Raw genomic sequence first — 11762 nt, forward strand, 5'->3', positions numbered from 1 at the left:
ATGTCAGCATTGTCACGCAGCCTTTAGATCAAAATAAGAAATGACCTATCAGGACGAGAGACTGGACCGCTGGCTGATCGCGTCGATGGTTCTTCACATCGCGTTCTTCGGCATTCTTGTTCTCTCGCCGCACATCTTTCCGAATTTCGGCGCGAATTGGGGATCGCAGTCCGGCGGCGCGAACCCGGGAATCAGTGTTAAAATTGCGAGTAATGTTTCAGGAGTACCTTTGCCAACTCCTGAGGTCGTGCAACAGAACGCGCCGGCGAATGAGTCTCCGGCTTTCTATAAAAGCGAGCCGGCGCCTCCGCCGCTGCCGGACAAAACGGCGGAGCCTGTTCCGCAGCCGAAAGCACCGATCAAGACAACTCCGGTTCCAAAGCCCAAACCGCCGGCGCCCGCTTCGAAACCCGCTCCCGCGCCGGAAGCGCCTCCAAACGCCGTTCCTGCCGGACAAGGTGGGCGGCCGTCTCTGGCATACGGTCAGTTTTCGACCGGAGCCGGGCAGGCCGGAATCGGATTCGGCGATGCGTCTTTTGGCGACCGGTATGGCTGGTACGTGACCCAGATTACGCGGGCCATTTCGAATAACTGGTTGAAGTCACTTGTGGATTCGAGTGTGCAGCGGGCGCCGCGAGTTTATGTCAGTTTCAATATTGCGCGTGATGGCACAGTGAATTGTGGCGACGTTTCGATAAAACAGTCGAGCGGGATACCGTCGTTGGATCGTTCCGCTCAGCGCGCCGTTTGCGCGTCGAGTCCGCTGACCCCTCTTCCCGGCGATTACCGGGGAGGCAGCGTCAGCGTCAATTTCTATTTCGAGTATTCACGATGAGAAAACTATTACTTCTGGTTCTCTTCCTGGCGCTCGTCAGTGCCGTCACTGCGCGCCCGCAAATCAATACCGGAACCAATCAGGGCCTTGTCGGCGTCAAGATTGCCGTTCCGGATTTCCAGCCCGCCTCGGCGGATGCGAGTGCGGCCGGCCGCGCCGCGCTCTTCAATCAGGTTCTCCGCAATGACCTCAGTTACTCCGGCGGCGTGACTGTGGTCAGCCCGAGCCTGTATCCCCTGGGGAAATTCAGCGGTCCAGGCGACATCAAGCCCGACGACTGGACGACCGCTGCTGTCGGCGCTCAATTCATCGCATTTGGAAATCTGCGGACGGCAAACGGCGGCCTGGCGGTCGAAGCACGGCTATGGGATCTCAAAGCCGCATCCGCATCCGGACGTGAAGCACTGGCGCAACGTATCAACAGCGAGGATAGCGATGAAGGCGCTCGTCTGACAGCGCACCAGCTTGCCGACATGATCATCGATCTGATCGGCGGCGGCGCGAAAGGTATTGCGCGAACGAAGATCGCCTATATCAGCGAGCGAACGCCCGGCATCAAGGACCTCTATGTCATGGATTACGACGGCAATGATCCGCACGCCGTCACGGCTTACAAGTCACTCGTGCTGACCCCGGCCTGGTCACCCGATGGCGAGAAACTCGCATTCACGAGTTATCGGAAAGGCGTGCCGGACATCGAAGTCCTGTCGCGTATCGATAACCGGCCCTACACGTTCGATCGGCCGGGAGGTAACACATTCACTCCCGCCTGGTCCCCGGACGGCAGTAAGATCGCATTTGCCACCAGCCGCGACGGCGGCGGCCCGGAAATCTATACCGCGGATTGGAACGGCAAAAACCTGCACCGTCTGACCATGAGCAAAGGCTCGAACAATTCGCCGGTATGGAATCCGAAAACGGGCCGCGAGATTGCGTTTATTTCCGATCGCAGCGGCACGCCCCAGATTTATGTGATGGACGCGGACGGCACCAATGTCCGGCGTTTGATTGAGGAAGGCGGGCATGCGGATGAGCCGGCCTGGTCGCCCGACGGTGAGCGCATCGCTTTTGCATGGCAAAGGCTGAAGACCTCGAATTTCGACATTTACATTCACGATCTGGCGAGCGGCAAAAACGTTCAGATCACGTCGGACGCCCGCGACAATGAGCGCCCGACCTGGGCGCCCGACGGCAGGCATCTGGCGTTCGAGTCCACCAGAAAAGGCGGCAAACAGATTTTCACGATGCTGCTCGATGGCAGCCAGGTTCAACAACTGACAACAACAGGAAAGAATTCGGCTCCGGCATGGTCCGGATTTCTCAAATGAGATTCTACAAGGAGGCTAGGCAATGAGTTTCTCTCGCACAAAGGGTGTTGGATATACCCTTTTTCTGTTCTTCACACTCGTCGGTCTCGGTTGCCACAAGAATGCTGCGGCGACGCCTCCTCCCGCTCCGCCGCCGGCTTCGACACCGGCCGCAGCGGCTCCCGCTCCCACGATCACGTTGCGCGCACAACCCGGTGCGATCGACCGCGGCGGCGCCACAACGCTCCAATGGGACGCGAAAAACGCGACCAGCGTGACGATCACGCCCGGCGTCGGCGATGTCGCCGTTACCGGAAACCGTTCCGTCAATCCGACCTCCTCGGTCACGTATACCGCCACGGCCATGGGCCCCGGCGGCTCCGCAACCGATACGGCCCGGATCACCGTGAACACGCCTCCGCCGGCGGCCGCGTCTGCTCCTCCACCGCGGAATGCTCCGAACCTGACAACCGAACAGCTCTTCGAGCAGAACGTAAAGACGATTTATTTCGATTACGACAAGGCCGACATCAAACCCGATCAGATGTCCGCTCTGCAAGGCAATGCCAGCTGGCTGAAGGCGAATCCCAACGTTCGTTTTACCATCGAGGGTCACTGCGATGACCGCGGAAGTGAAGAGTACAATCTGGCCCTGGGCGACCGGCGCGCCAACGCGGTAAAGGAATATCTGGCCGCTCAAGGAATACCGGCAAACCGGATTATGACCGTCAGCTATGGCGAAGAGCGGCCCATTTGCCGGGATGAAACGGAAGACTGTTTTGCCAAAAACCGCCGGGCTGCCTTTACCTTGAACCAATAGAACTGGGAGGAGAACCGTGAATACCCGAATGAAATTTATCCTGGCGGTCCTGCTGATCGTCATCGCGGCAGGCCCGGCTTATCCCGAAAACAAGGATCTGCTGCAGCTCCAGTCGGACATCATTCAACTCAGCCAGCAGGTGAAACAGATTCAGACCACCGTCGACCAGAATAATTCCGTCATGAAGGGGTTGGTCGAACACATGGCGGATCAGGTCAATATGCTCGCCGGCGGAATGCAGAAGATCACCGCCACGGTCGATGGGCTGAAGAGCCAGAACGACGGCAGTACCAAGGAAATGCGCCAGGCTTTGACGACGCTCAGCAGCACCGTAGGCGACCTGAAGGACGACATGTCGGCCGTCCGGGACACGGTCAATTCCCTGTCGAAGCAGATAACGTCGATGAAGACGACTTCCGAACCGCTGGCGAAACCCGAGGACCTGTGGAGATCTGCATACCTCGACTACTCCGCCGGAAATTACGACCTTGCGATCGGCGATTTTCAGGACTTCCTTTCGAAGTTCCCGACCGATGACAGAGCCGCCGAAGCCCACCTGATGATGGCTGAAACGCTTGCGGCTCAGAAGAAGTACGACCAGGCCCTCAACGAGTACGATATTGTCTTGCAGAAATATCCGGACAGCGATAAAAGTAAAACCGCCCTTTTGAAGAAAGGTTACGCCCTCGCCGATTCAAATCAAGCGCCCCAGGCCATCAGTACCTTGAAAGAAGTTGTGACGAAGTACCCGAATACCACGGAAGCTACGGCCGCAACTGCCAGGCTCAAGGAACTGACAGCTGCCGGGCGTAAGACACCGGCCAAGGCGGGGGGAGCCAAATAGGAGCTACATGGCAAAGTCCGTAAACAAAGTAATTCTCATTGGCCGGCTCGGCAAAGATCCCGAGCTGAAATACACCGCAAGCGGTACTCCGTTCTGCCGGTTCTCGATAGCAACAGACGATGTCTGGAACGACAAAGGATCCGGCGAACGTCAGGAACGCACCGAATGGCACAACATCGTGGCTTGGGATCGTCTGGCGGAAATCTGTAATCAGTACCTGACGAAAGGCAAACAGGTTTATATCGAAGGCAGCCTGCAAACCCGCGAGTGGGACGATCAGGAAGGCAACAAACGCAAGACCACCGAAATCCGCGCCCGCGATATGGTCATGCTCAGCGGCGGGGCTGGTGAAAGCGGTGGAGGCCAGCGCCGTACTGCCGCAGCCGAAGTTGCCGGCAGCGGCTCGTCGGGATCGGCGGGCCCGGCTTCGAGTACCAGCACGATCACCGACGACGATATCCCGTTCTAGTTGATCTTATTGGAGATTCGAAATTGGAAGTTCGAAATTGGAAATAGAAGATCTGCAGTACCGCAGATTTCCAATTTCCAACCTCCAATTTCGAATCTCCAATAAGTTCCCGTCCCCGTCCGCTATTCTCCCTCCCTGGTTGACCGGATCAGCGCTTCCATGTGATTGAGATAGGTTTCCAGCGCCCGTCGTCCGGCCACAGTTAACTTGTATTCAGTCTTGGGAACCCGTCCTTCGAAGTACTTTTCGCATGCCACATACTGCCCTTCCTCGAGCTTGCGCGCATGCACGCTGAGGTTTCCGTCGGTAGTCCGCAGCAGGGCTTTGAGCTCATTGAACGTCATCGTCTCATTGACGGCGAGCGCGCTCACGATGCCGAGACGAATCGGCTCGTGGATGAGCCGGTCGAGTCCGGTTGCCCGGCTTTGTGCCTGTTTCGGCCGCGCAGTCTGTGGCTTGGCCTGGGCCTGGGCTTCCGCTTTGTTGTGCCTAGCCACCGTACCTCCTTGCGATCACGATTCCGAAAATGATTTGCACCAGCCCGAATCCGCCGGCCATGAACCAATTGCCCCATCCGGCGGGGCTGAGTAATGCGATGGTTCCGAGGGCCATGAACGAGACCCCCATCAACGGAACGATCTTCGCGGAGAACGCGCCGCCGGTCACAACCGACACGCCGTAAAGCAGAAGCCAGACGCCCGGCATGATGCCGAACAGTTGTTGCCGGTAGAGCACGAAGGTCAGTATCCCGCCTGCAATCATCGCAGGACAGAGGTTCAGCGCGAATTTCCGGCCCGCCCCATACAGCAGCGTCATTTTTGCCGCCTTCGCTTTCTCGATCATCGCCCAGCCGCCGATGGCAAGCGCCAGCACCGCCTCGCCCAGCCAGCTTTCAAACCACAGATCGCGAGTGGGCAGCCGGCTCGATACCAGGGCCGTCAGCAATGCGCTCACGCCGATCAGAACCGCGCCCCATCCCGGAACCGCCGTAAACGATCCCGCCCGTTCCATCGTTTCCCGGATGTACTTCAGGTTCTCGAAAGCTCGTTCGTTGATCGAAACAACCTTCGCCGACTTCATGACGTCCACCTTAGGCCCAAGACCAGCCTGGGGTCAAGTACTTTGCAAGACAAAGAATGCCGGAATGCAAACAAACATAAAATGTGAAACACAACGACGGAGCCGCTTGGAATACCGCGTGCCTTCTTATTGGTATGGGCAGGTTCAACGATATTGCGGGACACGTACCCACACAACGACTTGCGGATTTCGCGACCGATCACGTCGAACTGACGGAGATGGAATGGGCGCACATTCAGAGTTGCCCCGAGTGCCGTCAGACGTACTCCGACAGCCTCAGTTCAATTCCATCCGAGCCTGTCCATTCGGCGCGTATTTTGCCGTTTCGTCCGAGAAGCGGCTGATAAATCCTGCCCGCCTCCCAACGATCCTGCCGGGTCATCATGGGTCCCTGCGGAAAAACTCCCTTGTTTACGATTGAAACGTTTGAACTTTCACTCACGTTTGGTATAACAGTAGCTCAATTGACTGAAAGGAGAGTACATGTCCAAAGATCTTCAGAAGGTTCTTGATAAAGTAAATCCTTCCCGGCGCGGCTTCCTGAAACAAGTCCTGTTGGGCGGCGGCGTTGTGGCGGCATTGGCTGTACCCGCGTCCTTTGTCCAGGCTCAGGAACAAAAGGGCGAGGGCCAAGGTAGCGGTAGCGGCAGCGGCAGAGGAAAAGGCAAGGGGAAGGGTAAAGGCAAAGGTAAAGGTTCGGGGTCAGGGTCGGGCAGCTAGAGGTAATTCTGCCTGGCGATGATCGAGCAAGCAGGGCGTCTGTTTCGTAATTCTTCGTTGGCATTGGCGCCCGCAGAGGATGGGTATTGGGCATACGATATCCAGACTTCGCGGCTTCATCATCTAAACCCGGTCGCAGCTCTCATTCTTGAACTCTGTGATGGGAGTCGTACGGCTTCGGAAATTTCAACCGAGCTGGCTCCTTTCCTCGGGGAAAGCCAATCCGATTCATGTGACCGTTGGATCGAAAGCGCGGTAACCATCGGGCTCTTGTCCAACGGCACGGCTTCGGCGTCGTCCGCGCAACTCTCTGCCGCTGATTTCGCATCCGCTGCTGAAGAGTTGCGCGACGATGGCCATGTCCTCGCCGCATATGTCTGCCAACACCATGCCACCCTGCTGGAACCGGACACCTCCGGTTACTGGAAGTATCTGGGCGAACTCGCTCACATCCTGCAAAAAAGAGACGATGCCCGATCCGCATACGAGCAATACCTGAAGCTGCACGGCCCTGACGCTGAGATCGAACACATCCTCGTCTCTTTCCGCGATGAAGCGCCGCCGGCGCGGGCATCCGACAGCTGCATCCGGCAGCTTTATTCACGCTTCTCCAGGTTCTACGAAGACAACATGGTCGGCGAGCTGGAGTACAAGGTGCCTGTTTATGCCGCCGCCATGCTGGAGGGACGTTACGGCAACCAATCCGACCTCGACGTCCTGGATCTCGGCTGCGGCACCGGCCTGAGCGGCCGCGCCTTCCGGCACTGGGCCCGCCATCTGGTTGGGATCGATCTGTCTCCGGAAATGATCGAACAGGCCAGGGGCACGGGAATCTACGATAGTCTGGAACTTGCCGAAATTACCGCCTGGCTGAAGGCCTCCACCCAACCGCTCTTTCACCTCATCGTCGCATGCGACAGCATGATTTATTTCGGAGACCTCCGGCAGGTCTTTATTCCGGCGTCACGCCGGCTGGTGGCGGGCGGCCGGATGATTTTCGGAGTGGAGCGCAGCGAGAGCCTTCCCTTCCGCCTGACCGATTCGGGACGCTACCAGCACAGCCGCGCACACCTTGACGAGGCCGCGCACGCTGCAGGTTTCGTTGTTGAAGAGGTCACCAGCCAGATCCTGCGTTACGAATACGGCGAGCCTGTCCACGGTTACGTGGTCCTGATGCGCTTGAAGCCGCAGTCATAGACCGCAGCCGCAAATTACGTTATTCTTCCCGCATGACACCAGACCTTATACACGCCCTGGAAATGTCCGGAGGCATCCTCATCGGAGTGGTGGTCCTCATCGTTGTTATTTCGATTTTGACAGTGAATCGGGGAACAGCGCAGATGGCTCAGGACGCGAAGCAGCACGGTTCGCCGCGGCACTGAGCGGCGGTTACTCTCCGAAGGCGCCCATCGTGCGAAACTTCTTGTAGCGGCAGCCCAGCAGGTCTTCGGTATCGACGTTGCAGAGTTCGCGTAACTGCCGTTCCAGCACAGTGGCCAGAGCTTTCGCCATTCCCGGATGATCGTTCTGCGAGCCGCCTTCAGGCTCCGGAACGATGTCATCGATCAGGTGGTGTTTCCTCAGATCTTCGGGCGTCAGTTTGAGAGCCTCGGCCGCATCCGCTGCGTGCAATTGATCGCGCCACAGAATGGCGGAACAGCTTTCCGGCGCGATTACGGAGTAGATCGAGTACTGCAGCATATTCACGCGGTCGCCCACGCCGATCGCCAGCGCGCCGCCGGACCCGCCTTCCCCTGTAATGGTGGCAATAATCGGCACACGAATCTGTGACATCTCACGAAGGTTGTAAGCGATGGCTTCGGCCTGACCGCGCTCTTCCGCGTCGATCCCGGGATAGGCGCCCGGAGTGTCGATGAAAGTAAGAATCGGCCGGCCGAATTTTTCCGCCAGCTTCATGATACGGAGGGCCTTGCGGTAGCCCTCAGGCTTCGGCATGCCGAAGTTGCGGTATTGGCGCTGCTTGGTGTCTCTGCCCTTCTGGTGGCCGATCAGGCACACGGGAACAGTCCGCACGACTCCGAAGCCGCCCACGATGGCCGCATCGTCGCCGAACTTGCGGTCGCCGTGGATCTCGATGAAGTCCGGACATAAATGCTCCACGTAATCCAGGAAGTAAGGCCGCTGAGGATGCCGTGCGAGCTGTACCTTCTGGTACGCCGTAAGGTGGTCCATATTTTAGTGAGGCTAGTTAAGCCGAACCGTGTCCCGCCCGCATATTCGTTCAACGGATTCCACGAATTCGCGGTCCGGCGAGATCTTTACATAAGGATTAGGCCGAACCAGAGCCGTAAACCGGCCTGGAAATTCTAGCTCAAAGATGATCTCGGCCGACCCTCTTTTTTCGTCGATGATGGGCTGGAGCCGTTCGGCGATGTCTGCCGGGGCCAGACTGGAATTGATCCGGATGGTAACCGTGCGGCTCAGGATCTCCTTCACTCGCTCGATGGGATAAATGTCGGTGGCCAGGATCTTTATCGTTGACTCGTCGTTGTCGAGCTTGCCCTTTACAAAGATGGGCGCATCAACGTCCAGCAGCTTCTGGACTTTCGCATAAGTATCCGGAAAAATCAGGGTCTCGACGGCGCCTTCCCAGTCCTCCAGCTGGATCACTGCCATCAGATCGCCCTTCTTCGTCCGCATGACACGTATCGAGGAAATCAGGCCGCCGACGGAAACCTCGGAACCCGATGGCTTTTCCGCGAGAGCGCCGGTTGTTGCATTGCCGTAGGTTTTGACTTCGTTCGTGTATTTGCGCAGCGGATGGCCGGTGATATAGAACCCGAGGGTCTCCTTTTCGTGCTTCAGTTTGAGACCTTCGGCCCATGGTTCGGCGGGATCGAGACTGAATTCCTCCTGTCCGCCGCCAAACATTGCGCCGAACAGGCCTCCCTGCCCCACTTCCTTCTCGCGCTGCTTTCTCTGGCCCCAGTCCATCGCTCGATCGACATTCGCATACAGCAGGGCGCGGTCGTTATCGACGCTGTCGAATGCTCCGGCCTTGATCAAACTTTCGACAACGCGCTTATTGACCAGGCGCAGATCGACGCGCTCGCAGAAATCGAAGAGCGATTTGAAGGGCTTGTTGGCAACCATCGATGTGATTGCGATTTCGCCCACGTTTTTGATGGCCGCGAGACCAAACCGAATGCCGCTCGGAGTGGGCGTGAAATTGACATCGCTGGAGTTGATATCCGGCGGCAGGATGGCGATGCCCATGTCGCGGCATTCGTTGATGTATTTGACGACCTTGTCCGTGTTGTTACGTTCCGACGTCAGCAACGCCGCCATGAAGTATTGCGGATGCTTCGCCTTCAGATAGGCCGTTCGATATGCGAGCACGGCATACGCGGCCGCATGCGACTTATTGAAGCCGTATCCGGCGAACTGTTCCATGAGATCGAAGATGCGCGTGATCTTCTTCTCGTCTTTAATACCTTTCGCTTTCGCTCCGGTCACGAATTTGTGGCGCTGCGCCGCCATTTCTTCGGCCTTCTTCTTGCCCATGGCGCGGCGCAGGAGATCGGCTTCACCAAGGGAGTAGCCGGCGAGGATATTCGCGAGCTGCATGACCTGTTCCTGGTACACGATCACGCCATAAGTTTCCTGCAGAACCGGCTTGGTTTCTGGCAGTTCGTATTCGACCTTTTTCGAGCCGTGCTTGCGTTTGATGAAATCGTCCACCATTCCGCCGCCGATCGGGCCTGGGCGGTACAGGGCGTTCAACGCGGTGAGGTGCTCGACGCTCGACGGCTTGAATTTGCGCAGGATATCCTTCATGCCCGAGCTTTCAAACTGGAACACGCCGTCGGTGAGTCCCGCGGAGAACAGCGCGTACGTCTGCTCGTCGTCGAGCGGGAGCGTGTCCATGTTCAGATCTATATTTTCGTGCTGCCTGAGCATCCGCAGAATATCGTCGATGATCGTCAACGTCGTCAGGGCCAGGAAATCCATTTTCAGAAGGCCCATCTTTTCGACGTCCGTCATCGGGTACATCGTCGTGATTTCATCCTTGCTCGACTTGTACAAAGGAACGAAGTCCGTAATCGGCTTGGGCGAAATCACAACGCCCGCCGCATGGGTCGAGGCATGCCGCGCAAGGCCTTCCAGACGCTGTGCGACTTCCATGAGCTCTTTGACTCTGGGATCGTTCTGAACCAGTGCCTTCAGGTCCGGATTCTGCGCCATCGCTTTGTCGAGCGTGATGTGCAGTTCGGCCGGGATCATCTTGGCGATCTTGTCGACTTCGGCGTACGGCATTTCCATTCCGCGGCCGGTGTCCTTGATCACGCCGCGGGCCGCCATCGTTCCGAAGGTGATGATCTGCGAAACATTCTCGCGGCCGTATTTTTTCGTCACGTAATCGATGACGGCGCCGCGGCGGTTCATGCAGAAGTCGATATCGATATCCGGCAGAGAAATACGTTCGGGATTCAGGAAACGCTCGAAGAGCAGGCCATACTGCAGCGGATCGATGTCGGTGATGCGCATGCAGTACGACACCAGGCTGCCCGCAGCCGAACCGCGGCCCGGGCCGACCGGAATATCGTTTTCGCGGGCGTAGCGGATCAGATCCCAGACGATGAGGAAGTAGCCCGGATATTTCATCTTCTGGATGATGTCGATTTCGCGCTCGAGGCGGGCCTCGTAATCCGCGAGAGAATTCTTCAAGGTGCCGTTGTCGGCCATAAGCTTCAGTTGCCTGAGGCGGTCTTCGTAGCCGTCGCGGACGACCTTGGCGAAGTAGGTGTCGATGGTATAGCCCGGTGGGACCCCGAATTCCGGGAATGGATTGTCGACCTTCTGAAGCTTCACGCTGCAGCGTTCCGCGATGGCGAGGCTTTGATCGAGGACGGACGGGATCTCGCCGAAGACCCGCTCCATGTCGTCGCGGTTCTTGAAATAGAACTGATCCGTGTAGAACTTCATGCGGTTCGGATCGTTCACCGTTTTGGCGGTCTGGATGCAAAGCAGGATGTCGTGCGCGCGGCAGTCGTCCTGGTGCATGTAGTGGCAGTCGTTGGTGGCCACGACTTTGATGCCGGTGCGCTCGCCGATTTTCAGCATGTCGGGAATGATCTTGCGCTGCTTCTCGAGACCGTGGTCATGGATCTCGAGAAAGAAACGGTCCTTCCCGAAAATGTCCTGGTATTCGGCGGCCGCTTTTTCAGCCTGCTCGACGCGGCCCGCAAGGACATTGGCAGAAACTTCGCCGTTCAGGCAGGCGGACAGCCCGATGAGTCCCTCGCTGTACTCGCGGAGAAGTTCTTTGTCGATCCGCGGCTTGTAGTAAAAGCCTTCGAGATAGCCCTTCGAAACAAGCTTGACCAGGTTCTGGTAGCCCTTGTCGTTCTCGCACAGCACGATGAGATGGTTCGGCCGGCCGCTTGCCGGATCACGATCGTGGCGGCTGGTCTTGGAGACATACATTTCGCAGCCAATGATCGGCTTGACGCCTGCCTTCTTCGCCGCTTCGTAAAACCCGATCGCCCCGAACAGGTTTCCGTGATCGGTCACCGCAACGGCCGGCATTTTGTATTTCGCCGCGGTCTGAGCCAGCGTGTCGTGATCGCAGGCGCCGTCGAGCAGGCTGAATCCGGAATGGAGATGCAGATGGACAAAAGATGAGGACATATTCAGTTGCAAGGGACCGGAACACAAAAGGCACA

Annotated in this window: 11 protein-coding genes and 1 pseudogene; 8 read left to right on the top strand and 4 right to left on the bottom strand. The window is 57.7% G+C overall.

The window, feature by feature from the left end; translation table 11 throughout:
• Positions 1-40 precede the first annotated feature (40 nt).
• From VGK48_28970 to VGK48_28990, 5 genes are read left to right on the top strand one after another with little or no spacing between them, the layout of a single operon-like run.
• A complete protein-coding gene (locus tag VGK48_28970) occupies positions 41-835 on the top strand; it encodes a TonB family protein (protein ID HEY2385227.1) in 795 nt (264 codons plus the stop codon).
• Positions 832-2163, top strand: a complete 1332-nt coding sequence (gene tolB, locus VGK48_28975; GenBank protein ID HEY2385228.1) for a Tol-Pal system beta propeller repeat protein TolB — start codon at positions 832-834, stop codon at positions 2161-2163. The genes VGK48_28970 and tolB overlap by 4 nt, the downstream gene beginning before the upstream one ends.
• 22 nt (positions 2164-2185) lie before the next feature.
• Complete coding sequence (gene pal / locus VGK48_28980) at positions 2186-2962, top strand: peptidoglycan-associated lipoprotein Pal (GenBank protein ID HEY2385229.1); 777 nt, start codon at positions 2186-2188, stop codon at positions 2960-2962.
• Between the two features lie 16 nt (positions 2963-2978).
• Positions 2979-3806, top strand: coding sequence for a tol-pal system protein YbgF (gene ybgF, locus VGK48_28985; protein HEY2385230.1), 828 nt, complete (start codon positions 2979-2981; stop codon positions 3804-3806).
• 7 nt (positions 3807-3813) lie between these two features.
• Complete coding sequence (locus VGK48_28990) at positions 3814-4275, top strand: single-stranded DNA-binding protein (GenBank protein ID HEY2385231.1); 462 nt, start codon at positions 3814-3816, stop codon at positions 4273-4275.
• 122 nt (positions 4276-4397) lie between these two features.
• Here the strand turns inward: VGK48_28990 and VGK48_28995 are convergent, their stop codons facing one another.
• Both VGK48_28995 and VGK48_29000 read right to left on the bottom strand, forming a co-directional pair.
• Positions 4398-4772: a transcriptional regulator gene (locus VGK48_28995; protein HEY2385232.1), complete on the bottom strand. Its 375-nt coding sequence runs from the start codon at positions 4770-4772 to the stop codon at positions 4398-4400.
• Positions 4765-5355 carry a hypothetical protein gene (locus tag VGK48_29000; GenBank protein HEY2385233.1) on the bottom strand — a complete coding sequence of 197 codons (591 nt, stop codon included), beginning with the start codon at positions 5353-5355 and terminating at the stop codon, positions 4765-4767. The genes VGK48_28995 and VGK48_29000 overlap by 8 nt, the downstream gene beginning before the upstream one ends.
• Positions 5356-5838: 483 nt before the next feature.
• Here VGK48_29000 and VGK48_29005 point away from each other — a divergent pair, with 483 nt between their 5' ends.
• From VGK48_29005 to VGK48_29015, 3 genes are read left to right on the top strand one after another with little or no spacing between them, the layout of a single operon-like run.
• Entirely contained in the window at positions 5839-6075 is a 237-nt protein-coding gene (locus VGK48_29005; GenBank protein ID HEY2385234.1) for a twin-arginine translocation signal domain-containing protein, read from the top strand.
• A gap of 18 nt (positions 6076-6093) precedes the next feature.
• Complete coding sequence (locus VGK48_29010) at positions 6094-7272, top strand: PqqD family peptide modification chaperone (GenBank protein HEY2385235.1); 1179 nt, start codon at positions 6094-6096, stop codon at positions 7270-7272.
• A gap of 32 nt (positions 7273-7304) precedes the next feature.
• Positions 7305-7457 carry a hypothetical protein gene (locus VGK48_29015; protein ID HEY2385236.1) on the top strand — a complete coding sequence of 51 codons (153 nt, stop codon included), beginning with the start codon at positions 7305-7307 and terminating at the stop codon, positions 7455-7457.
• A 7-nt stretch (positions 7458-7464) separates the two neighbouring features.
• Here VGK48_29015 and VGK48_29020 read toward each other — a convergent pair.
• Both VGK48_29020 and dnaE read right to left on the bottom strand, forming a co-directional pair.
• Positions 7465-8259 (bottom strand): annotated as a pseudogene (locus VGK48_29020) (acetyl-CoA carboxylase carboxyltransferase subunit alpha).
• Positions 8260-8280: 21 nt separating this feature from the next.
• Entirely contained in the window at positions 8281-11727 is a 3447-nt protein-coding gene (gene dnaE, locus VGK48_29025) for a DNA polymerase III subunit alpha (protein ID HEY2385237.1), read from the bottom strand.
• Between the last annotated feature and the right edge of the window lie 35 nt (positions 11728-11762).

It is taken from the genome of Terriglobia bacterium (assembly GCA_036496425.1).
In the GTDB taxonomy this organism is placed as follows: domain Bacteria; phylum Acidobacteriota; class Terriglobia; order 20CM-2-55-15; family 20CM-2-55-15; genus 20CM-2-55-15.

Coding starts and splice junctions, on each gene's coding strand:
- VGK48_28970 (HEY2385227.1), top strand. CDS start 41: ATGACCTATCAGGACGAGAGACTGGACCGCTGGCTGATCGCGTCGATG.
- tolB (HEY2385228.1), top strand. CDS start 832: ATGAGAAAACTATTACTTCTGGTTCTCTTCCTGGCGCTCGTCAGTGCC.
- pal (HEY2385229.1), top strand. CDS start 2,186: ATGAGTTTCTCTCGCACAAAGGGTGTTGGATATACCCTTTTTCTGTTC.
- VGK48_28990 (HEY2385231.1), top strand. CDS start 3,814: ATGGCAAAGTCCGTAAACAAAGTAATTCTCATTGGCCGGCTCGGCAAA.
- VGK48_29000 (HEY2385233.1), bottom strand. CDS start 5,355: ATGAAGTCGGCGAAGGTTGTTTCGATCAACGAACGAGCTTTCGAGAAC.
- VGK48_29005 (HEY2385234.1), top strand. CDS start 5,839: ATGTCCAAAGATCTTCAGAAGGTTCTTGATAAAGTAAATCCTTCCCGG.
- VGK48_29010 (HEY2385235.1), top strand. CDS start 6,094: ATGATCGAGCAAGCAGGGCGTCTGTTTCGTAATTCTTCGTTGGCATTG.
- VGK48_29015 (HEY2385236.1), top strand. CDS start 7,305: ATGACACCAGACCTTATACACGCCCTGGAAATGTCCGGAGGCATCCTC.
- dnaE (HEY2385237.1), bottom strand. CDS start 11,727: ATGTCCTCATCTTTTGTCCATCTGCATCTCCATTCCGGATTCAGCCTG.